At 56.4% G+C, this 22,327-nt stretch carries 24 protein-coding genes; 16 read left to right on the top strand and 8 right to left on the bottom strand.

Features of this window, described 5'->3' with window-relative positions:
• Positions 1 to 34: 34 nt before the first annotated feature.
• Positions 35 to 922 carry a succinate--CoA ligase subunit alpha gene (gene sucD, locus B30_RS17020; protein ID WP_009573389.1) on the bottom strand — a complete coding sequence of 296 codons (888 nt, stop codon included), beginning with the start codon at positions 920 to 922 and terminating at the stop codon, positions 35 to 37.
• Positions 923 to 927: 5 nt separating this feature from the next.
• Positions 928 to 2,121 carry an ADP-forming succinate--CoA ligase subunit beta gene (sucC, locus tag B30_RS17015; protein WP_009573388.1) on the bottom strand — a complete coding sequence of 398 codons (1,194 nt, stop codon included), beginning with the start codon at positions 2,119 to 2,121 and terminating at the stop codon, positions 928 to 930.
• 344 nt (positions 2,122 to 2,465) lie between these two features.
• Between sucC and B30_RS17010 the strand changes: the two genes are divergently transcribed.
• Positions 2,466 to 3,131 carry an outer membrane protein gene (locus tag B30_RS17010; protein WP_009573387.1) on the top strand — a complete coding sequence of 222 codons (666 nt, stop codon included), beginning with the start codon at positions 2,466 to 2,468 and terminating at the stop codon, positions 3,129 to 3,131.
• A gap of 58 nt (positions 3,132 to 3,189) precedes the next feature.
• Here the strand turns inward: B30_RS17010 and B30_RS17005 are convergent, their stop codons facing one another.
• Both B30_RS17005 and mdh read right to left on the bottom strand, forming a co-directional pair.
• Complete coding sequence (locus tag B30_RS17005; protein ID WP_009573386.1) at positions 3,190 to 4,179, bottom strand: glycosyltransferase family 2 protein; 990 nt, start codon at positions 4,177 to 4,179, stop codon at positions 3,190 to 3,192.
• 72 nt (positions 4,180 to 4,251) lie between these two features.
• Positions 4,252 to 5,214, bottom strand: a complete 963-nt coding sequence (mdh, locus tag B30_RS17000; RefSeq protein ID WP_009573385.1) for a malate dehydrogenase — start codon at positions 5,212 to 5,214, stop codon at positions 4,252 to 4,254.
• A gap of 161 nt (positions 5,215 to 5,375) precedes the next feature.
• On the opposite strand from mdh, the gene B30_RS16995 reads away from it, so the two are divergent.
• Positions 5,376 to 6,128, top strand: coding sequence for a sulfite exporter TauE/SafE family protein (locus B30_RS16995; RefSeq protein ID WP_009573384.1), 753 nt, complete (start codon positions 5,376 to 5,378; stop codon positions 6,126 to 6,128).
• Positions 6,129 to 6,133: 5 nt separating this feature from the next.
• On the opposite strand, the gene B30_RS16990 is transcribed toward B30_RS16995, so the two are convergent.
• Positions 6,134 to 6,445: a hypothetical protein gene (locus tag B30_RS16990; protein ID WP_009573383.1), complete on the bottom strand. Its 312-nt coding sequence runs from the start codon at positions 6,443 to 6,445 to the stop codon at positions 6,134 to 6,136.
• 232 nt (positions 6,446 to 6,677) lie between these two features.
• Here B30_RS16990 and B30_RS16985 point away from each other — a divergent pair, with 232 nt between their 5' ends.
• From B30_RS16985 to B30_RS22235, 11 genes are all read left to right on the top strand, one after another.
• Positions 6,678 to 7,532: an HpcH/HpaI aldolase/citrate lyase family protein gene (locus B30_RS16985; RefSeq protein ID WP_009573382.1), complete on the top strand. Its 855-nt coding sequence runs from the start codon at positions 6,678 to 6,680 to the stop codon at positions 7,530 to 7,532.
• A 2-nt stretch (positions 7,533 to 7,534) separates the two neighbouring features.
• On the top strand, positions 7,535 to 8,092 hold the full coding sequence (locus B30_RS16980; protein ID WP_009573381.1) for an NnrU family protein: 558 nt from the start codon (positions 7,535 to 7,537) through the stop codon (positions 8,090 to 8,092).
• Complete coding sequence (locus tag B30_RS16975) at positions 8,089 to 8,292, top strand: DUF1737 domain-containing protein (RefSeq protein WP_009573380.1); 204 nt, start codon at positions 8,089 to 8,091, stop codon at positions 8,290 to 8,292. The genes B30_RS16980 and B30_RS16975 overlap by 4 nt, the downstream gene beginning before the upstream one ends.
• A gap of 1 nt (position 8,293) precedes the next feature.
• Complete coding sequence (locus tag B30_RS16970; RefSeq protein ID WP_009573379.1) at positions 8,294 to 9,325, top strand: MaoC family dehydratase; 1,032 nt, start codon at positions 8,294 to 8,296, stop codon at positions 9,323 to 9,325.
• A gap of 316 nt (positions 9,326 to 9,641) precedes the next feature.
• Entirely contained in the window at positions 9,642 to 10,031 is a 390-nt protein-coding gene (sdhC, locus tag B30_RS16965; RefSeq protein WP_009573378.1) for a succinate dehydrogenase, cytochrome b556 subunit, read from the top strand.
• 10 nt (positions 10,032 to 10,041) lie between these two features.
• A complete protein-coding gene (locus B30_RS16960; protein ID WP_009573377.1) occupies positions 10,042 to 10,413 on the top strand; it encodes a succinate dehydrogenase, hydrophobic membrane anchor protein in 372 nt (123 codons plus the stop codon).
• A gap of 11 nt (positions 10,414 to 10,424) precedes the next feature.
• Positions 10,425 to 12,233, top strand: coding sequence for a succinate dehydrogenase flavoprotein subunit (gene sdhA / locus B30_RS16955; RefSeq protein ID WP_009573376.1), 1,809 nt, complete (start codon positions 10,425 to 10,427; stop codon positions 12,231 to 12,233).
• A gap of 11 nt (positions 12,234 to 12,244) precedes the next feature.
• Positions 12,245 to 13,024, top strand: a complete 780-nt coding sequence (locus B30_RS16950) for a succinate dehydrogenase iron-sulfur subunit (RefSeq protein WP_009573375.1) — start codon at positions 12,245 to 12,247, stop codon at positions 13,022 to 13,024.
• Between the two features lie 182 nt (positions 13,025 to 13,206).
• The gene (locus B30_RS16945; protein ID WP_009573374.1) at positions 13,207 to 14,028 is read left to right on the top strand and encodes a hypothetical protein; all 822 of its coding nucleotides are present in this window, start codon (positions 13,207 to 13,209) and stop codon (positions 14,026 to 14,028) included.
• Between the two features lie 108 nt (positions 14,029 to 14,136).
• Positions 14,137 to 14,340 carry a hypothetical protein gene (locus B30_RS16940; RefSeq protein WP_009573373.1) on the top strand — a complete coding sequence of 68 codons (204 nt, stop codon included), beginning with the start codon at positions 14,137 to 14,139 and terminating at the stop codon, positions 14,338 to 14,340.
• Positions 14,341 to 14,511: 171 nt separating this feature from the next.
• Complete coding sequence (locus B30_RS22235; RefSeq protein ID WP_157789832.1) at positions 14,512 to 14,688, top strand: hypothetical protein; 177 nt, start codon at positions 14,512 to 14,514, stop codon at positions 14,686 to 14,688.
• Between the two features lie 73 nt (positions 14,689 to 14,761).
• On the opposite strand, the gene B30_RS16935 is transcribed toward B30_RS22235, so the two are convergent.
• The 3 genes from B30_RS16935 to B30_RS16925 form a co-directional block, all read right to left on the bottom strand.
• Complete coding sequence (locus B30_RS16935) at positions 14,762 to 15,745, bottom strand: aldo/keto reductase (RefSeq protein WP_040402846.1); 984 nt, start codon at positions 15,743 to 15,745, stop codon at positions 14,762 to 14,764.
• Between the two features lie 114 nt (positions 15,746 to 15,859).
• Positions 15,860 to 16,567: a purine-nucleoside phosphorylase gene (gene deoD / locus B30_RS16930; RefSeq protein ID WP_009573371.1), complete on the bottom strand. Its 708-nt coding sequence runs from the start codon at positions 16,565 to 16,567 to the stop codon at positions 15,860 to 15,862.
• Between the two features lie 60 nt (positions 16,568 to 16,627).
• Entirely contained in the window at positions 16,628 to 18,595 is a 1,968-nt protein-coding gene (locus B30_RS16925; RefSeq protein WP_009573370.1) for a methylmalonyl-CoA mutase family protein, read from the bottom strand.
• 422 nt (positions 18,596 to 19,017) lie between these two features.
• On the opposite strand from B30_RS16925, the gene ccrA reads away from it, so the two are divergent.
• From ccrA to B30_RS16905, 3 genes are all read left to right on the top strand, one after another.
• Positions 19,018 to 20,298, top strand: a complete 1,281-nt coding sequence (gene ccrA / locus B30_RS16915) for a crotonyl-CoA carboxylase/reductase (RefSeq protein WP_009573368.1) — start codon at positions 19,018 to 19,020, stop codon at positions 20,296 to 20,298.
• A gap of 479 nt (positions 20,299 to 20,777) precedes the next feature.
• Positions 20,778 to 21,491, top strand: coding sequence for a helix-turn-helix transcriptional regulator (locus B30_RS16910; RefSeq protein WP_009573367.1), 714 nt, complete (start codon positions 20,778 to 20,780; stop codon positions 21,489 to 21,491).
• Between the two features lie 162 nt (positions 21,492 to 21,653).
• A complete protein-coding gene (locus B30_RS16905; protein ID WP_009573366.1) occupies positions 21,654 to 22,292 on the top strand; it encodes an acyl-homoserine-lactone synthase in 639 nt (212 codons plus the stop codon).
• Positions 22,293 to 22,327: the final 35 nt, after the last annotated feature.

Below are 22,327 nucleotides of genomic sequence, written 5' to 3'. Positions count from 1 at the left end.
CGCAGGCTGTTTTTAAGAGCTGAGCGCCGTTGGCTTAGCCTTTGTTGATCGCTTCCATCACAGCTTCGCCAAGGGTGGCGGGGCTGTCAGCGACCACGATACCAGCGGATTTCATCGCTTCGATCTTGGACTCTGCATCGCCTTTGCCGCCTGCCACGATGGCTCCAGCGTGACCCATGCGACGGCCCGGAGGGGCTGTGCGGCCCGCGATGAAACCAGCGGTCGGTTTCCAACGGCCTTTTTTCTTTTGCTCGGCCAGGAATTCAGCCGCTTCTTCTTCTGCGGAGCCGCCGATTTCACCGATCATGATGATGGAGGTGGTTTCCGGATCATCGAGGAACATGTCCAAGACGTCGATATGCTCGGTGCCCTTGATCGGGTCGCCGCCGATGCCCACGGCCGTGGACTGACCCAAACCGAGGTCGGTGGTCTGTTTCACAGCTTCGTAGGTCAGCGTGCCGGAACGGGACACCACACCAACAGAACCGCGACGGTGGATGTGACCGGGCATAATGCCGATTTTGCACGCATCAGGCGTGATCACGCCGGGGCAGTTCGGGCCGATGAGGCGTGATTTGCTGTCGATCAGGGCGCGTTTCACCTTCATCATGTCGAGCACCGGAATGCCCTCGGTGATGCAGATGATCAATTCCATTTCGGCGTCGATCGCCTCAAGGATGGAATCCGCGGCAAAGGGCGGCGGCACATAGATCACGGAAGCATTGGCTTCGGTCACAGCTTTCGCTTCGTGAACCGAGTTGAACACCGGCAGGTTGAGGTGGCTGGAGCCGCCTTTGCCGGGCGTCACGCCGCCAACCATTTTTGTGCCATATGCGATGGCTTGTTCCGAGTGGAAGGTGCCCTGCGAGCCAGTGAAGCCCTGACAGATGACCTTGGTGTTTTCGTTTACAAGAATTGCCATGGGTCTTAGCCTTTCACCGCTTTAACGATTTTCTGCGCGCCGTCTTTGAGGTTGTCAGCGGCAATCACGTTCAAGCCAGAGTTTTTGATGATCTCTTTGCCGAGTTCGACGTTGGTGCCTTCGAGACGCACAACGAGCGGAACGGTCAGACCAACGTCTTTCACGGCGGCGATGACGCCCTCAGCAATCACATCACAGCGCATGATGCCGCCGAAGATGTTGACCAGGATGCCTTTGACGTTCGGATCAGAGGTGATGATTTTGAACGCTTCGGTCACTTTCTCTTTGGTCGCGCCGCCGCCCACGTCGAGGAAGTTGGCAGGCTCTGCGCCGTAGAGTTTGATGATGTCCATGGTGGCCATCGCCAGACCCGCACCGTTCACCATGCAGCCGATTTCACCGTCAAGCGCGATGTAGTTCAGGTCATGCTGGGATGCGGCCAGTTCTTTCGGGTCTTCTTCGGTCTCGTCGCGCAGACCCACGATGTCGGGGTGGCGGTACAGAGCGTTGCCGTCGAAACCCGCTTTACAGTCGAGACATTTGATGTCGCCAGCCGGGGTCACGATCAGCGGGTTGATTTCCAGCATCTCCATGTCTTTTTCGACGAAGAGGCGGTACAGGTTCTGGATCAGTTGCGAACACTGTTTGATCTGTTTGCCCTCAAGGCCCAGAGCAAACGCGACGCGGCGACCGTGAAAGCCCTGAAGGCCGGTCGCGGGATCGACGGAGAAGGAGAGGATTTTGTCAGGGGTGTTTTCAGCCACCTCTTCGATGTCCATGCCGCCCTCGGTGGAGCACACGATGGACACGCGGGACGACTGACGATCGACGAGCAACGCGAGGTAGAGTTCGCGGGCGATGTCGGAGCCATCTTCGATGTAGATGCGGTTGACCTGTTTGCCAGCCGGGCCGGTCTGATGCGTGACCAGAGTATGGCCGAGCATTGCATTGGCTTCTTTCGCGGCTTCCTCGACGGATTTCGCAAGACGCACGCCGCCTTTTTCGCCAGCGCCAGCCTCTTTAAAGGTGCCTTTGCCGCGACCACCTGCGTGAATCTGCGCTTTGACAACCCAAAGCGGCCCGTCAAGTTCGCCCGCTGCGGTTTTTGCGTCGGCCGCGTTCAAAACGACACGACCGTCGGAAACCGGCGCGCCGTATTCCTTGAGGAGGCGTTTGGCCTGATACTCGTGGATGTTCATTAGAGATGTCCTCTCCCTGGTTCGATTGGCCCTGACATGACACACCGCTTGGCGCAAACGAAAGGATTTTTCGACCGTTAGCGATAAATAGCCGATGTTTTTGAATTTTGTGATCACAGCAATAATTCGTGTGATCACAAAATGCATTCTATGTGGCAATGGAGGCCTGAAAAAAGAATCGACGCACGGATGTGTTTGCCTTTCATGCGCAATTGGCTGATGTCGCATGTCAGTGTGGTTCGGGCGCGACGCTTGCGCGCATTCGCACAGCTTGGGGTCGCGATATATGCCAAATATGGTGTATGTAGAGGCAAAGAGACTCACTTGCGAAATGAATTGGAAACATGATGCGCAGCATTGCACTGAAAGCCACATTGGCCGCAACGGTGGCGACCCTTGCCCCACTGTCCGCGGCGCAGGCGGAGAATTTTACCATCTCTGTCTACTCCGGCTACCAAACAGCGCCACATAGTGGGGTGTCCGGCAACGATGGCGTGGAGGATTTTGATTTCACCACCGGTTGGGATGGCAAGAGCTTTGAAATGCCGCCTTATTACGGCATCCGTGGCACTTGGTGGGTGCGGGATAATTTCGGCTGGATCGCGGATTTCAACCACACCAAGGTTTATGCTGACGAAGACGACATGGCGGCAAACAAGTTTTCAACGCTGGAATTCACCGATGGGCTGAACAACCTGACGGTGGGGCCGATCTGGCGTTGGCCGGGGGCGTGGAACAAGCTCACCCCCTATGCAAGCGTCTCCGCCGGGATCGTCATTCCGCATGTCGAGGTGGTCACCGCCAATACGAACACCATCGAATACCAAATCGCCGGGCCGACCGTCGCCGTTGTGCTGGGTGCAAGCTATGCGATCAACGACACATGGGATGTTTTTGGCGAATACAAAGGCACCTATAGCCAAGTCAAAGCGGACCTGAACGGTGGTGGCACGTTGGAAACCGACATCATCACCAATGCGCTTAACTTCGGCGTGGCCTATAATTTCTAAACGATCCTAGGTTGAACGTCTTAAGCCGGGTCCGAAAGGGCTCGGCTTTTGCTTTGCGCTAAAGCTCTAACCCGGCTTTTGCGATCAGCGCCGCTTCACGCACCCGTAGCATGGTGTCGAACGTGGCGGGTGACAGGTCCAGATCGGCGCAGGCTTCGGGCACAAAAGGCACCTCGTACAACACACCCAAAATGCCAAGGATCGTCGCCTGATGCTCGGTCAGGCTTTGTACCCCGCGCGCCAGTTGGAGTAGCGCGTTTGGATCATTGGCGTGATCGCGGACAAAGCGAAATTGCGCGCTGCGTTCTTGGCCGATTTTTCGTTTTGGCCCCGCGTAGTTCTCAAAGGCTTTTCGAAGCAATTTCAAAGCGTAATGCAGTTCGGTCAGCCCATCGAAATGCAGCAGGAGCCGGGAGTCGGATTTGACCAGTTTGCTCGGATCAGGCCCATTGGGGGTGTGAATCCCCATGGTCCAATCGCGCCCTGTGCGCACAATGGTTTTGCCGACGCGATGGCCGGTCAGGCCAAAGTTGAGAAACGTGGCAAACCGTCCAAAAAGCGCCTTGGCGTCTGTTTCAGTGAACCCGACTGGGCCACGAAATGCGCCCTCGAAAATATGTATTCCGGGTTCTGAGGCACGGTGGACGCGCTCAAGATTGCCCAAGACGATGCCGTCTGCGACGTGTTCACGTGCCAATAGTGCCGACAAAGTTGGGCCGTCTGAGATGAATTCATCGACGTCGCAATGCAAAAGCCAGTCACAGCCAGTGGTGCGATAGGCGCGGGTGGCATTGAATTTTTGCCGCCCGAGGTGACGACCGGGGCGGCGACCTTGATTGACCTTTTCCCAGTAGGCCTGATCACAGCGAGTCAGGATGCACCCCTCAAGACCGTGGAGCAAAGCTTCGGCTTCTGGGTTGGGGCGATCGAGGAAAATATGCACTTCGCGCGCGCCAATGGCCAGGTGATGCCGGACAAAAGCGGCGATCAGCGGCGCGGGTTCGTCGGCCAGCGCGGCGATAGCCCAAGACGGTCCATCCAGTGTCACAGGTTTGAAACTCCAACAAAAAACCCCGCGCCTCGGGGAGGCACGGGGTCCATTTAGTAAGCTCTCAGAGCATCAGGCAAGGTTGCTGTCGATGCCTTTGCACGCGTCGACGAGACCTTTGACGGCCTCAACCGATTTGTCGAACATGACTTGTTCGTCTTTGGACAGTTTGATGTCCACGACTTTTTCGATGCCGCCGGCACCGATGATGGTCGGAACGCCAACATACATGCCGTCAAGACCCAGCTCGCCATCGCAATAGGCGGCGCAAGGCAGCAGACGCTTTTGGTCTTTCAGGTAGGCTTCGGCCATTTCAATGGCGGAGGTCGCCGGTGCGTAGAAGGCAGACCCGGTTTTCAACAAGCCAACGATCTCTGCGCCGCCATCACGGGTGCGCTGAATAATCGCGTCGAGTTTTTCCTGAGTGGTCCAGCCCATTTCGACCAGATCCGGCAGCGGGATGCCGCCAACGGTGGAGTAGCGGGTGGAGGGGACCATGGTGTCGCCGTGACCGCCCAGAACGAATGCGGTGACGTCTTTCATCGACACACCGAATTCGACCGAGAGGAAGTGACGGAAGCGGGCGGAGTCGAGAACACCGGCCATGCCGCAGACTTTGTTGGCCGGAAGGCCGGAGTATTGCTGAAGCGCCCAAACCATCGCGTCAAGCGGGTTGGTGATACAGATCACGAAAGCGTTCGGGGCATGTTCTTTGATGCCTTCGCCAACGGATTTCATAACTTTCAGGTTGATGCCCAAAAGGTCATCGCGGGACATGCCCGGTTTGCGCGGGACACCGGCGGTGACGATGCAGACGTCTGCGCCAGCGATGTCGGCGTAGTCATTCGTGCCAATCATGGTGGCGTCGAATTTTTCGGACGGGCCGGATTCAGCGATGTCGAGCGCTTTGCCCTGCGGGGTCCCTTCAGAGATGTCGAACAAAACGACGTCGCCGAGTTCCTTGATGGCTGCGAGGTGGGCGAGCGTGCCGCCGATTTGACCTGCGCCGATGAGGGCAATCTTGGGTCTGGCCATGGAAAGTCTCCAATCAGTTGGTAAGATTGGGGCATGGGTAGCCCTTCACGGGCGTTCACGCAAGGCTGCGCTGCGGCAATGCATTAAGGTTTTCTCTGGCGTTAGCGATAACCGCTCTGTAATTTCGAGAAAAATCTCCTTTTGCCGTCTGGGTCCCCCGCATGACGTTTGATCTGCATTTCTTTCTCTTCGCCGTTCCCGCTGTGATTTTTGCAGGCCTGTCAAAGGGCGGATTTGGGTCTGCGGCCGCTTTTGCGGCGACACCGTTTTTGGCACTGATTCTCACACCGGGACAGGCGGTTGGCCTGATGTTGCCACTGTTGATGGTGATGGATGTGACCGCGATCCGGGTGTTTTGGCGCAAATGGGACGGGTCGGCGGCGCGTGTGTTGATCGCGGGGGCTGTGCCGGGGATTGTGATCGGGGCCTTGGTGTATGGCATCGCCAAACCCGAGGTGTTCAAATTTTTGATTGGTCTCGTTGCCATTGGCTTTGTCGCTTATCAGGGCGCCAAGGCGAAAGGGTGGATCAAGCCGCCGAAACGCACCATCGGTAGGTTTGGCGGTACGATGTGGGGGTTGGTGACCGGGTTCACCAGCTTTATATCCCACGCCGGAGGCCCGCCTGCGGCTGTTTATATGCTGTCACAACGGATGGACAAAACCACCTATCAGGCAACCTCTGTGTTGGTGTTTTGGGCAATCAACCTGATCAAAGTGGTGCCTTATTCCATCGTCGGGATATTCACGCCCGAGACGTTAAAGGCCGACCTGATGCTCTTCCCCTTTGCCATTCTCGGCGTGTTGATGGGAGCATGGCTGCACCATAAAATATCGGATCGGTTCTTTTTCGCGCTGGCCTATGTGTTCTTGGTGATCACGGGGGGCAAGTTGATTTGGGAGGCTTTGGGATAGCGCGCTTATGCGTCGTCGCCCTTGGCCTGCGCCACCTCGGCGGTCATTTCAAACGCCTGACCCGAGGCGATGAGGCAGCTCACGCCAGTGGGGTGAGTCATCAAAAGCGTCCATGTGCCGGTCTCGGTGGAGGCAAAGAGTTCGACCACACCGTTGTTGGGCGCAAGGCCGATGGATTGGCGGCTTTCGCCATATTGGCTGCCCAGTCGCTCAAGCACTTGATCGCGTTGACCGCAGGATTGTTGCGCGGTGGCCGGGGCGGGGAGGGTGAAACACCCAAACGCCCCGATCAGAGCGGCAAGAGAGATCAGTTTCATCGTCTTATCCTTTTCTAGCGTGGGGCGTTCGAGGGTGAACATTGGACATCCTGAGAAAATTATGCGGAAATCCTGCTGCAAGAGCGCTAAAAATATGGTTAAGGCGACGGGCTGAGAGGTGATTTGTGATCGCCTCTGAATGTAAAGTTTCTGCGCTGCGGAAATTTTGACCTTGCATAAAGGTGCGCTTGTGTGGCCTCTTGCGCAACAATATTGCGGAGGAAAAGAATCAATGTCCCAAGTCACCAATCGCCCCTATCGGTCTGCTCTTTACATCCCTGGCTCGAAGGAACGGGCGCTGGAAAAGGCCAAAGGTCTGGCCTGTGACGCGATCTTGTTTGATCTCGAAGATGCGGTCGCCCCTGACGAAAAAGAAAACGCCCGCGCTCTGCTTAAAGCCACGTTGGCGGCAGGCGGCTATGGCAATCGGGCGAAAATCGTTCGGGTCAACGGCTTTGACACCCAATGGGGCCGCGATGATGTGGCGGCATTCGTCGGCATGGACATCGACGGCATTCTGTTGCCGAAAGTCGAAAGTGCGGCGATGGTCGACGCTCTGGCGCAGGCTATTCCAGACGTGCCGCTTTGGGCGATGATGGAAACGCCTTTAGGCATGATCAACGCCGCAGAGATCGCCGCCCACCCGCGCATGGCTGGGTTTGTGATGGGCACCAATGATCTTGCCAAAGAATTGAACACCCGCTTTCGCGCCGACCGTTTGCCGATGATGGGCGGGTTGCACCTGTGTCTGATTGCGGCCAAGGCCTATGGGATCGTTGCGCTTGATGGCGTGTACAATGCGTTCAAGGACGAAGAGGGCCTGAAATTTGAATGCGATCAGGGCCGCGACATGGGCTTTGATGGTAAAACCTTGATCCATCCGGCTCAGTTGGACGTGGCCAATACCGCGTTTGCGCCAACGGACGCAGAGATTGATTTGGCGAAACGTCAGATCGAAGCCTTTGAGGCGGCAGAGGCCGCGGGCGAAGGTGTCGCAGTTGTGGATGGTAAAATCGTGGAGAATCTCCATATCGTAACGGCACGGGCGACCCTCGCCAAAGCTGATGCGATCAAATCAATGGAGTGACCATGACCCTTCTTATTCTCGGGCTGCTGCTGTGGAGCGGCGCCCATCTTTTTAAACGTCTCGCGCCTGATGCACGCGCCAAACTCGGTGACAAGGGCAGGGGGGGCATCGCGATTGCGCTGTTTGTGGCGCTGATCCTGATGGTGCTGGGCTTTCGTGGCTCCGAGACCGTCGATCTCTATGCGCTGCCACCCTATCTGCGCCATGTGAACAACACGCTGATGATTGTTGCGGTGTTTTTGCTGGCGCTGGGCCATTCCAAAAGCCGCCTGCGTGCCAAAATGCGCCACCCGATGCTGACCTCGGTTATGGTCTGGGGCGTGGCACATCTTTTGGTCAATGCCGATGCGGCATCAATCGTGCTGTTTGCTGGCTTGACCCTTTGGGCCTTGGTCGAAATGGCACTGATCAACCGCGCAGAGCCGAAACCTGTGCCCTATGCTGGCGGGTCCATGGCCGGAGACATTCGCCTGGTGATCATCAGCCTCGTGGTCTTTGCCGTGATTGCGGGCATCCATATTGCGCTGGGCTATAACCCATTCGTGGGGACGGTCGCATGAAAGCCTACCGCCTTTTGACCGAGGACGACACATCGGCCTTTTGTCACAAGGTGACAGAGGCGTTGAACAAAGGCTGGGCGCTCTACGGATCGCCCTCCTACGCCTATGACGAGAGCACAGGAAAAATGCGCTGTGCACAGGCGGTGACGAAAGAGGCGGACGGGGACTATAGCCCGGACGTGAAACTGGGAGGACTTTAGGGTGAAAACCAATTCGGGACATTTTTTCGAGGATTATAAGATCGGGCAAGTGATCGAGCACGCTGTGCCGCGCACAATCTCGGGCGGCGAGCGGGCGATGTATCACGCACTCTATCCGGCGCGTCATGCGCTTTATTCCTCGGATGAATTTGCGGAAAATTGCGGGTTGGACAAAAGCCCGCTGGATGATCTGATCGCCTTTCATGTGGTGTTCGGCAAATCCGTCCCGGATATTTCCCTGAATGCTGTCGCCAACCTTGGTTATGCCGAGGGGCGGTGGTTAAAGCCCGTTTACCCCGGCGACACGCTGCGCTCTGTGTCGGAGGTGATCGGCCTCAAACAGAACTCCAATGGCAAATCCGGTGTCGTCTATGTTCGCACCACCGGCCTCAATCAATTTGACGAGCCGGTGTTGGAGTATGTCCGCTGGGTGATGGTGCGCAAACGTGATCTGGACGCGCCTGCGCCTGAAACGGTGATTCCGGAACTGAAAGCCGTCGTGGCGCCCGAGGATTTGAAAATCCCCGAGGGACTTGATTTCCTGCGTTACAATTTCACTCTGGCGGGGGAACAGCATCGCTTTGCCGATTATGAGATTGGCGAAAAGATTGATCACGTCGATGGCGTGACGATTGAAGAAGCCGAGCACATGTTGGCGACGCGCCTGTGGCAAAACACCGCCAAAGTGCATTTCGATGCGACCAACCGCGAAGATGGCAAGCGCTTGATCTATGGCGGTCACGTGATTTCCATGGCGCGGGCTTTGTCGTTTAACGGGCTGGCCAATGCGCAGATGATCGTGGGCCTGAACGGTGGCGCTCATGCCAATCCGTGTTTCACCGGCGATACCGTGCGCGCCTATACCGAAGTGCTTGATAAGGCCGAAACCTCTGCGCCGGGCGTTGGTGCGTTGCGGTTACGCCTTGTGGCCTACAAACACGGCGCGCCGGAGTTTGCCTATAAGGACGCGGCGGGCAAATATCACCCGGATGTTTTGTTGGATCTGGATTACTGGGCGGTTGTGCCGCTGTAATGCGTTGCAATTCTCGATTTGTGTCTTAGTTTTGTGATCGCAAAAAGGGCCGCGCAGGGGATGTGCGGCCCTTTTTCCATCCCTGCGGCTGCCGTGGCGTGGATTCGAGGAATTCTCATGTTGAGTAAAACCCTAAGAAAAATGATTTGCCTTGTTTTGTGATCACAGCATAAAATTAGTGATCACAAATGTAAAAATCTAAGGGTGAAATGACAAAATTTAGGCGATGTTAGCGCACTCAACTGATGACTTCGCTCCCGAAAGGTATCATACCGAAGCCAACCTATAACTGCACCCATCGTGAAAGGACGTCACCATGGCTGATGTGAACCGCGGCAATCGCCCGCTGTCCCCCTTCATGTTCGTCAAATATTATCGGCTTCAAATGACCGCGTTTTCCTCGGTCATGGTTCGGATCACAGGCAATGCGCTGATCGCGGCGTCTTTCCTGTGCGTCTGGTGGCTTCTCGCCGCCGCAACTGGCCCTGAGTATTTCGAATTCGTCGATTGGCTGATCCGCTCTTGGGTCGGTGACATCGTGATGTTCCTGTCCGTTTGGGCGCTTTGGTATCACCTCGGTGGTGGCATCCGGCACCTGATCTGGGATGCGGGCTATTGCCTCGATGTCGACGTGTCCGAAAAAATGGGGTGGGCCATGATCATTGGCGCAACCATCCTGACCGTTCTCACCGCTCTTGTGGTCTAAGGAGGCACCCATGTCATTTCTCACAGATCGCAAACTCGCAGTCGGCCTTGGTGCCGCAAAACACGGCGCAGATCACCACTGGTTCATGATCACCTCTTCGATCGGCCTGTTGGTTCTGATCCCGCTGTTCATCTTCACCTTCGGCTGCGCGCTGGGTGGCACCTATGAAGAGGTGCTGGCCTATTACAGCCGCCCATTCCCCTCCATCGTCGCAGGGCTGACCATCATCGTGTCGATGCTACACATGATGCGCGGCTGGCAAATGATGGTCGAGGACTACACCTCCGGATTTTTCCGCAAGTTCCTCGTGATCGGGATGAACTTTTTCTGCTACGCCTTGATCGCAGCAGGTCTGTTCTCCCTCGTGAAACTCGCGCTGTAAGGAAGACCGATATGACCGCTGCATATGAATATGAAACCCACGACTATGACGTCGTTGTTGTTGGTGCGGGGGGCTCCGGCCTGCGCGCCACATTGGGCATGGCCGAACAAGGGTTGCGCACCGCTTGTGTGACCAAAGTGTTCCCGACCCGCTCCCATACGGTTGCGGCACAGGGCGGCATTGCCGCGTCCCTGTCCAACATGGGCCCGGACAACTGGCAATGGCACATGTATGACACCGTCAAAGGCTCTGACTGGTTGGGCGACACGGATGCGATGGAATACCTCGCCCGCGAAGCCCCCAAAGCGGTCTATGAGCTTGAGCATTACGGCGTGCCGTTTTCGCGCACCGAAGAAGGCAAGATTTACCAGCGCCCCTTCGGCGGCCACACCACCGAGTTTGGCGAAGGCCCGCCCGTGCAGCGCACCTGCGCGGCGGCTGACCGCACCGGACACGCGATCCTGCACACGCTTTACGGCCAATCTCTGAAAGAGAAAGCCGAGTTCTACGTCGAATATTTCGCCATCGACCTGATCATGTCCGAAGACGGCCAATGTCAGGGTGTGCTGTGCTGGAAACTTGACGACGGCACCTTCCACGTCTTCAACGCCAAAATGGTGGTGCTGGCGACTGGCGGCTATGGCCGTGCGTTCTTTTCCGCCACCTCTGCACACACCTGTACCGGTGACGGTGGCGGCATGGTGGCGCGGGCGGGTCTGGCGCTTCAGGATATGGAATTCGTTCAGTTTCACCCGACCGGCATCTACGGCTCCGGCTGTTTGATCACCGAAGGCGCGCGTGGCGAGGGGGGGTATCTGACCAACTCTGAAGGCGAACGTTTTATGGAACGCTACGCGCCGACCTACAAAGACCTCGCGCCGCGCGACTATGTGTCCCGCTCCATGACCATGGAAATCCGCGAAGGCCGCGGTGTGGGCGAACATAAAGACCACATCTTCCTCAACCTCAGCCACCTTCCGCCGGAAGCCTTGGCCGAACGTCTGCCGGGCATTTCCGAATCCGCGAAAATTTTTGCCGGTGTGGATGTGACCAAAGAACCGATCCCGGTTCTGCCGACGGTGCACTACAACATGGGCGGTATCCCCACCAACTATCACGGTGAGGTTCTCAACCCGACCAAAGACGATCCGACAGCGATCGTTCCGGGCCTGATGGCCGTGGGCGAGGCGGGCTGTGCCTCTGTGCATGGGGCGAACCGTCTGGGCTCCAACTCGCTCATCGACCTCGTGGTCTTTGGCCGTGCGGCTGCCATCCGCGCCGGTGGGATCGTTGATCCGAAAACGCCGAACCCGGAGTTGAACCAGGCCTCCATTGACAAGGCCTTCGCCCGTTTCGACGGTCTGCGTTACGCCAATGGCAGCATCGCAACCGCCGAGCTGCGCCTTGAGATGCAGCGCACGATGCAATCTGACGCCGCCGTGTTCCGTACCGACAAAACCCTCAAAGAGGGCGTCGAGAAGATGACCGAAGTTGCCGCCAAAATGGATGATCTGAAAGTCACGGATCGCTCCTTGGTGTGGAACTCCGATCTGATGGAAACGCTGGAACTGGCCAACCTGATGCCCAACGCTTTGGCGACCATTCACGGCGCTGAGGCCCGCAAAGAATCCCGTGGTGCGCATGCCCACGAAGATTATCCGGAGCGGGATGATAAAAACTGGCGGATTCACACGATCAGCCGGGTCGAAGGCAACAAGGTTGATCTGAGCTATCGCCCGATCATCGAGGCACCTTTGACCACTGAGGCCGAAGGCGGCATCAGCCTTGCAAAAATCGCGCCCAAAGCGCGGACGTTCTAAGGGGATCAGAAATGGTACAGTTTAACCTGCCGAAGAACTCCAAAATCGTCACGGGCAAGACTTGGCCGAAGCCCGAGGGCGCGACCAATGTCCGCAAGTTTCAGATTTATCGCTGGAACCCTGATGATGAGAAAAACCCAAGCGTTGATACCTATTTCCTCGATATGGATCGGTGTGGCCCGATGGTTTTGGACGCGCTCATCAAGATCAAGAATGAGATCGACCCAACCCTGACCTTCCGCCGCTCTTGCCGTGAAGGGATTTGTGGCTCCTGTGCGATGAACATCGACGGGATCAACACGCTGGCCTGTATCTATGGTCTGGACGAGATCAAGGGCGATGTGCGCATCTTCCCGTTGCCGCATATGTCAGTGGTCAAAGACCTTATCCCCGATCTGACCCATTTCTACGCGCAACACGCGTCGATCATGCCCTGGCTGGAGACCAAGACCAACCGCCCGGCGAAAGAATGGCGTCAGTCGATTGAGGATCGTAAGAAACTTGATGGTCTGTATGAATGCGTGATGTGTGCGTCCTGCTCCACCTCCTGCCCGTCTTACTGGTGGAACGGCGACAAATACCTCGGCCCGGCCGCGTTGTTGCATGCTTACCGCTGGATCATCGACTCGCGCGATGAGGCGACGGGGGAACGTCTGGACGAATTGGAAGATCCGTTCAAACTCTACCGTTGCCATACCATCATGAACTGCGCCAAGACCTGCCCCAAAGGTCTGAACCCGGCCAAAGCCATTGCGCATATCAAAAAGCTGATGTTGGAACGCGCGCACTAAACGCGTGTGTCAGAGATGAAATATGACGCGCTTATCAAATGCGGCAATACAGTCTACAAAAGGCGCATCTTAGGATGCGCCTTTTTCGTTGAGGCAGGGAGAGCGTTTGGGCCGAGACAGGTTGCCAATGTTGGCAAAACTTGCGATGGGCAATGTCACAGATGTATCAATGAGGTGGTGAGATGAGTGCCAGCCCCCCAGACCTGACCTTGCTGCCTGCAACGTCCGTGCCGGTAGAGGACACGACCGCACCACTCCGGTTTTCTTTTGTCAGCCTTGTCACAAACCCAGAGCAATATACTGCGATGGTGGAAAGTTTTATCGCCAAAGGGTTTACCACCGACATTTGCGAATATCTTTATGGCGATAACAGGGGCGGGAACGCGTTTGACGGGTTTTCCGGGCTCAACCGACTGATCCGCGCGGCGCGCGGCACATATGTTATTTGCCTCCATCAGGATGTTGTGGCCAGTGACGATGGTATCGACGTTCTGGAAGAGCGCCTTGCCGATTTGCACCGCTGTGATCCCAACTGGGGCGTTGCTGCGAATGCCGGGCGGGTTGGCAAGCAGTACCATCTTCGGATCAGTGATAAACACGGGATGCAGCGCAAGCGTGGCGATTTACCATCACAGGTCAATGTTGTGGACGAGAATTTCTTTATTCTGCGACGCGATCGCCTGGTCTTTCTGTCCTATGATCTCAAAGGGTTTCACCTGTACGGCCTCGATATTGTACTCAAGGCGCAGGCCCTTGGTCTGACAGCTTATGCCATTGACTTCCTCGTGACTCATATGGGGGCTGCAACCGTGGATGAACGCTATTTGGCCTGTCAGGATCAATTCGAAGCCAAGATGGAAAAACTGATGCCCAACCGTGTTGTCCAAACGTTGGCAGAGCCGATCGAGCTGCGTGGGCACCGGTATCGGTTCTTCTATCGGTCATTGCGCCGCTATTTGCGCAGACAGAAAATACTTCGGCGGGCCGAGCGGCAAAAACGCTAAAGCGTTTCAGCCCTGTACGCGTCTCGTCCAAACCTGTGTGTCAGTCTCTTCGAACCGCTCTTTAGGTGTCGCTCCTTTGCCTGGTAAGGCCGCGGCCGGATCACCATCATGCTTCTCCTCGCCCCCATTCTCATCATTGGTTTCTATGTCGCCATGTACAGCCTGCGCACGGAGAAAACCGGCGCGTGCAAATGGCGTCAGGTGAACAAGGATGCGGAGGGTGTGGAGTGGGCGTGTCCGGTCTGTGGCGCGAGCGCGCGCACGGTTGCGGGGGAACCAAAGCACTGTGGCGGACAGATGCCGCAGCTCTGATTTTGTCGTCCAATTATGGTTTACACATCGTTAAAAGTTTCTGCATTGCAGCGGTCGCATGGCGAGTATGCGTGTTTTAGGGGCTGCATTGTGCCGCAGCGCGGCATATCTCAACGGTAAGGGAGGGCCACCCGGCGCATTTGCGCGCGGACCCTTATTGGAGTATCGACTATGACCTTGCACGATGTTGCACTGACCGCAAAAGACACTGCAGACTCGGCGATGAAAGTCACGGAGTGGCTTGAATATTACGCCCCGGCCACACCGGCTGCGCAATCGAGCGAGCAAATCGTTCCGAGCAAACTTGCCGTTTTGGATCAGATGTACGCCTATTACTGCGCGGACTGATGTCGGCTCTCACAGAATTCAAAAAGCCCCGCACAGGATGCGGGGCTTTTTCATATTTGGATTTGGGTGGCGCTTAGCAATAGCGTTCAACACCGACCATTTGAACGTCCGAGTAACGATCTCCATGGGCCCAGCCCACGGGCAGAACTTCTTCGATGTCCCAAAGATCGTCCTCGGAGAGAGAAATCGACGTAGCACCGACCCATTCGGCCAAATGCGCCGCCGTGCGGGTGCCGGGAATGGGCATCATGTGATCGCCCTGATGCAGCACCCAAGCCAGTGCCAAGGCCGATGTGGTCACGCCTTTCTTGGCAGCAAAGGCACGGAAGGCGCGGACATGATCCATATTGGCGGACCAATTGGGTTTCATAAACCGTGGGTTCACCTTGCGGAAATCATGGGCTTCGAAATTGGGCGGATCAAGATCGACATCGCCCAATACTCCGCGCCCCAAAGGAGAGAAGGGGATAAAAGCAATGCCCAAATCCTCACAGGTCTGAATGACGCCCAACTCTGGCTGACGCGACCAAAGCGAATACTCGTTTTGCACCGCTCGAACGGGCACCACGCGATGTGCGCGCTGAATGGTTGACGGCGCGACCTCAGAGAGGCCCCAAGCATCAATCAAGCCCTCTTCGATCAGCCGCCCCATGGTCTCGGCCACCTCTTCGATGGGACGTTCCTGTTCGCGGCGGTGGATGTAATAAAGCTCAACCTTGTCGCGGTTTAGTTTCTCAAGCGAGTTTTCAAGTTCGGCACGGATGTAATCCGCCTCATTGGAAAAGCCGCGTGGCGGTCCGGGCACGATGCCGACCTTGGTGGCGAGCGTCACTTTTGCTTGGGTTTCTTTCAAATACTGCCCAACGATGCGCTCAGAGCGCCCCATGCCGTAGATATTGGCGGTGTCCCAAAAGTCGATGCCAGCGGCCTCAACCGCGGCCAGTGTTTCGAGACTGGTGTCATCATCGGCGGGGCCAAAAAAGCCGGCAAAGCTCATACAGCCAAATCCGATGGCGCTGACCATTGGACCGTCTGTCCCCAGTTGGCGTTTGGGCATGGACATGAAAGGCCCTCCTTATCGTCTGATTTTATGGGAAAGGGCCACCCGTCTGGGCAGCCCTTGGATAGTTAGGTTGCAGGTGCAGAAAAACAAGCCGCAGAGCGCGATATTTTAGGCAAAAGCCGCCTCAAGTGCGATTTCGACCATGTCGCCGAAGCTGCGTTCGCGATCCGTCGAGGGCAGGGCCTCATGGGTCAGTAAATGGTCCGAGACGGTCATGATGCCAAGCGCGCGCACGCCATGACGGGCGGCGAGATTATAAAGTTCGGCGGCCTCCATTTCGACGCCCAAGATGCCGTGGCGTACCATGATCTCGGTCAGGTCGGGCCGCTCATCATAAAACACATCAGAGGAATAAATTCCGCCGACATGCACGCCGGTGTCTTTGGTCCGTGCGGCAGCGACAGCGGCCTCAAGCAGGCCATAATCGGCACAAGGCGCAAAGTTCAGCTCTTTGAAAATGCCGCGCGAGGGGGTCGAGAGCGTGGTGGCGGTCATCGCGATCACCACGTCACGCACCTTGATGTGATGCTGCATCGCGCCACAAGACCCGATGCGGATCAGGGTTTTGGCACCATATTCGGTGATCAATTCATTGGCGTAGATCGACAGGGAGGGCATCCCCATGCCGGAGCCGTGAATGGTGACGCGATTGCCTTTGTAAGTGCCGGTAAAGCCTAACATGCCGCGCACTTCGTTGACCAAAACGGCGTCATCAAGAAAATTCTCAGCCGCCCATTTGGCGCGATAGGGATCGCCCGGCATCAAAACGGTTTCGGCAATCTCTCCGGCTTTAGCGGCAATATGGGGGGTCGGCATCAGGGCACCTCTTTGTTTGAGTTGCCCCGACTATAGCTTTGATTTTCGCGGGGGCCAGCCTTACTCGGCAGCCTCTGACGCAGGATCGACCAAACCGACGATGTCAAACATGATGCGGTTGAGTTCAAAATCTTTCGGCGTGTAGACACGGGCCACACCCATCGCCAAAAGCGCCTTTTCATCCGCTTCGGGAATGATGCCGCCCACGACCACCGGAATATGGCCGAGACCGGCCTCTTTCATCCGCTCCATCAAGTCCGCCATGAGCGGCATATGCGACCCCGACAGGATCGACAGGCCCACCACATGGGCCGCGTCGCGCCCTGCGGCTTCGACAATCTCAGAGGGGGTCAGGCGGATGCCCTCATAGGTGATGTCCATCCCTGCGTCGCGGGCGCGGGCGGCGATTTGTTCGGCACCGTTCGAGTGGCCATCAAGGCCGGGTTTGCCGACGAGGAATTTGAGTTTACGGCCCAAAGAGGTCGACACACGCGCCACCTCATCACGGATTTCGTCCAGGCCTTCGGTGCGGTTCGACGGGTTCACGGACACCCCGGTCGGGCCACGGTACTGACCAAAGGCCGCGCGCACCATGTCACCCCATTCGCCGGTCGTCGCCCCGGCTTTGGCGGCCTCAATCGAGGCAGGCATGATGTTGGCGCCGGATTTCGCCGCCTCGCGCAGCTTGGTCAGCGCGGCTTGCACGGCGGCCTCGTTGCGCGACTGCCGCCATTCTTGCAAACGCCCGATTTGATCGGCTTCGGCCTCTGGGTCGGATTTCATGATCGAACCATCACCAGTGGTCAGTGGCGACGGTTCGCCCACGGTCCACCGGTTCACGCCGACGACAACGGTCTCGCCGCCTTCGATCTTGGAAATGCGCTCGGCGTTGCTTTCGACCAGACGCGATTTCATATATTCAATCGCCTCAATCGCGCCGCCCATGCCGTCCAGCGTGTCAAGCTCGGCGCGTGCGCCTGCTTTCAACTGGCTCACCTTGCGGTCCACGGCGGGGTTGTTGTCGAACAGGTCGTCATATTCCAACAGGTCGGTCTCATAGGCGAGGATTTGTTGCATCCGCAGCGACCATTGTTGATCAAACGGGCGTGGCAGGCCAAGCGCCTCGTTCCATGCTGGCAATTGCACAGCGCGGGCACGGGCGTTTTTGGACAGGGTCACGGCGAGCATTTCGATCAAAATACGGTAAACGTTGTTTTCCGGCTGCTGTTCGGTGAGGCCCAATGAGTTGACCTGAACGCCGTAACGGAAGCGGCGGAATTTCGGGTCCTCGACGCCGTAACGTTCACGGGTGATCTCGTCCCAAAGCTCGACAAAGGCGCGCATTTTACACAGCTCGGTGACGAACCGGATGCCCGCGTTGACGAAAAACGAAATCCGCCCGACCATTTCCGGGAAGGCCTCGGCGGGCACTTTTTCTTTCAGATCGTCCAAAACGGCGATGGCAGTGGCCAAAGCAAAAGCCAGTTCCTGTTCCGGCGTCGCACCCGCTTCCTGTAGGTGATAGGAACAGATGTTCATCGGGTTCCATTTCGGCAGGTGCTTGCGCGTATAGGCGGCGACATCGGTGATCATTCGCAGCGATGGGCGTGGCGGGCACACATAAGTTCCGCGCGACAGGTATTCTTTGATGATGTCGTTTTGAACCGTGCCTTGGAGTTTCGACACATCCGCGCCTTGTTCCTCAGCCGCTGCAATATACAGCGCCAACAACCAGGGGGCGGTGGCGTTGATCGTCATCGAGGTGTTCATCTGTTCTAGCGGAATGTCTTTGAACAACATCCGCATATCGCCCAAATGCGCCACCGGTACACCGACCTTGCCGACCTCGCCTTTGGCAAGCTCATGATCGCTGTCATAGCCGGTCTGAGTGGGCAGATCGAAGGCCACGGACAGACCGGTCTGACCCTTGGACAGGTTGGTACGATAGAGCGCGTTGGACGCTTTCGCGGTCGAATGGCCCGCATAGGTGCGGAAGAGCCAGGGTTTATCCTTTTTCGTATCAGTCATGGCGGGCCTCGTTAGCTTTGACATCTTTCGATGGGCAATAATATTTCTCAGAAGCGTTTATGCGTGGAATAATGTGCCAATGTCAATTCGCCGCGATGCGGCAGGGCGTGAAAAGAGGCGGTTTTCTTAGTGACGTAAGGATATTGTCTCGCCTTTTGGTCGTATGTGGCCTTGTTTTTGTGGGGAATTTTTTGAAATGCTGCGGTTGCTCGGTTATAAAATTTCAAAAATTGCTGCATCAGCATTGCATAATTACTTTTCAAATCGTATCTAGGAGGCAGAGAGCCCGCGATTCTGCATTGCGGCGCAGGGCGGGGCCCTTTCGATGAAACACAGATGGTGTCGTCAAAAGGGTCCCAAACAAAACAGATTAAAGATGAGCCTTTGGGTCTGTTCAGCCCCGAAGATATGGAGGACAAAAGATGGCGCTTGCTACGAAGCTGACAACTTACACAGCCGAAGAAAAAGATCTCTATGAGGTCGGTGAAATGCCTCCCATGGGCTATGTTCCAGCGAAAATGTACGCTTGGGCGATCCGCCGCGAACGCCATGGCGAGCCGGAAACTTCCTTTAAACAAGAAGTCGTTGAAACGCCGACGCTTGAGCCGCATGAAGTGCTTGTGCTCGTGATGGCGGCTGGCGTGAACTACAATGGCGTTTGGGCCGGACTCGGCGTGCCGATCTCGCCGTTCGACGGTCACGGCGCAGAATATCACATCGCGGGCTCCGATGCCTCCGGTATCGTTTGGGCGGTTGGCTCGGCGGTGAAAAATTGGAAAGTCGGCGACGAGGTTGTGATCCATTGCAACCAAGACGACGGCGACGACGAAGAGTGTAACGGCGGCGACCCAATGTATTCCCCGTCGCAGCGGATTTGGGGCTATGAAACCCCGGATGGCTCTTTCGCGCAATTCACCCGCGTTCAAGCACAACAGCTTTTGCCGCGTCCGACCCACCTGACGTGGGAAGAGAGTGCGTGCTACACGCTGACGCTGGCCACCGCGTACCGGATGCTCTTTGGTCACCCGCCGCATGAGTTGAAACCGGGGATGAACGTTCTGGTTTGGGGCGCGTCTGGCGGTCTGGGCACCTATGCGATCCAGTTGATCAATGCCGCAGGCGCGAATGCGATTGGCGTGATCTCGGACGAAAGCAAACGTGATTTCGTCATGGGGCTGGGCGCAAAAGGCGTACTCAACCGCAAAGATTTTAATTGCTGGGGTCAACTTCCGACGGTGAACACGCCGGAATATACAGCTTGGTTCAATGAGGCGCGGAAATTCGGCAAAGCGATCTGGGACATCACCGGCAAAGGCAAGAACGTCGATATCGTGTTTGAGCACCCCGGCGAGAGCACCTTTCCGGTCTCCAGCTTCGTCTGTAAAAAAGGCGGGATGGTTGTGATCTGTGCCGGGACCACCGGCTACAACCTGACCTTTGACGTGCGCTATATCTGGATGCACCAAAAGCGTTTGCAGGGGTCGCATTTCGCCCATCTCAAACAGGCGGCTGCCGCCAACCTGATGATGATCGAAAAGCGCATTCATCCGTTCCTGTCGGAAACCTTCACTTGGGGGGAAATCCCCGCAGCCCACACGAAAATGCTGCGCAACGAACATAAGCCGGGCAACATGTCTGTGCTGGTGCAAGCGCCGACAACCGGGCTACTCACGCTGCAAGACGTGATCGACGCAGGCAAATAAGCCCTCTGAACCAAGCTGAGATGGTTCAATGTCCCGCCCTTTGTCAGAGGGGCGGGATTTTTTTGGCGGTGTGCTTTCTCGTGGAATGGAGATCAATCTGAGGTTGATAAACGCGTTTGCGCTGACGAATCTTTTGTGAGCCGGTTTTGACCGGAAAATTTCATTGCGCAACTCGCAGAAAATAAACGAAATATTATAATTCATAGGGTTATTAAGGTCAGGCTCGCTATTTATGGGGAGGCCATATCCGCGAATTTCAAAATGCAAAAGCACCGTCTAGGGTTGTACTTGCAACCACTTTGATAACCGAAAGAGGGTTTACATGCACAACGATTGGATACTTGATGTACTCACAGACCTGCGAACGTTTGCAGAGCAGAATGGCCTGACAGCGAGTGCTGAGCAGTTGGGTGATGTTTGCCTTGTCGTCGCGGCGGAGCTCTCTAACACGGGCCCGGAGTCGGAACAGGTGGGGGTGCATGACGGCGGATTTGCAAGACTTTCTGGAGGATATCCAGCGAGTTGAAACGTTCGAAGGCTTTCAAAGCGCAACAGAGGTTCTGCGTGACCTCTTAGCGATTTCCCATGTGGTCTACCATTGGGTCAATAGCGTGGGGGAAAGGTTTGGTGCAGGCACATATTCCTCCGAATGGGTCGACCGCTACCTGGAAAAAGACTACCTACGCATGGACCCGGTAATTTATGGATGTTTCCAACGCTTCACGCCCGTCAACTGGAAGCAACTGGACTGGTCCTCTAAGGCCGCAAAAACATTCTTTCGCGACGCGTTGGATTATGGGGTTGGGAACCAAGGCTACACCATCCCCATCCGGGGACCAAACGGTCAGTTCGCCCTGTTTACGTTAAACCATACGGCTACGGATGAGGAATGGGATCGTCTGATCTCCCGCATCCAAAGAGATATCGTCGTTGTTGCTCACGAGTTTAACAAAAAGGCTTTGGCTTTTGAGGCTGTCGACGAAAACCAAACGACTCCGGCGCTATCTCCGCGTGAATTGTCCGCGATCACCCATATTGCCAAAGGGTTGAGCCGGGCGCAGGCGGCGGCGGAGCTCGGGATTTCCGAACATACGCTGCGGGTCTATATCGAATCGGCACGCCACAAACTTGGGGCGTTGAACACGACTCACGCGGTTGCGCGGGCCCTGTCGATGGGGGTGATCATCGTTTAAGAGGCTCTATCAAGGGTGGTTTGTCCCGTGTTGCGCTTAAATAATACGCATAGAACGCAAGGTGAACATATGTCACACTCTTGCGTACGCTTTGGATAGGCTATGGTTAACACTTGGACCGTAGCGTCCTCTCCAGTTGATGGAGACAGGAGCACTCACCCCATGCTGCGCTATATCTACGGCGATGACCTTTACCGTTTTCCGCGTCTGCGCGACACCATGTTTCGCGACCGCGCCGATCAGTTCAAAAATCGTCTTGGATGGGACGTGCATGTGAACGAGGCCGGTGAAGAACGCGACGAATATGATGACATCAATCCGCTCTATGTGATTTGGCAAAAAACCGACGGCACCCATGGCGGGTCGATGCGGTTTTTGCCGACAACGGGCGACACGATGGTCAATGACCATTTCTCCCATCTCACGGACGGCGTGCGCATTGAAAGCCCGTTCATTTGGGAGTGCACCCGGTTTTGCCTTGCCCCCGGTGCGGAGCGCCGGGTGACCGCCGCACTGACCTTGGCGGCAGGCGAGATCATGGAGGAATTCCAACTCAAACATTTCGTTGGCGTTTTTGATCCGCGCATGGAGCGGATTTATTCCCTCATGGGGCTGGTCCCGGATGTGTTGGGCCGTGTTGGTGAAGGGCGTGACGTTATCGGCGTTGGCCTATGGGAAATGCGCGAAGAGATTTTTGCCCCCACTTTGGCGCGTGCGGGGATTGATCGGGCGACCTCAAAACGCTGGTTTCGTACCGCCTTTGATCATCCGCAATGGGATGATATGCGCGCCATCGCCTAATCTTTCCCTCTGGTGTCGCTGACGGCGGGTCTTTA

Source organism: Celeribacter baekdonensis B30, from assembly GCF_000299875.1.
Taxonomy (GTDB): Bacteria; Pseudomonadota; Alphaproteobacteria; order Rhodobacterales; family Rhodobacteraceae; genus Celeribacter; species Celeribacter baekdonensis_A.
Note: the sequence above shows the minus strand (reverse complement) of the source record. Positions and strands in the feature narration are given on the sequence as shown.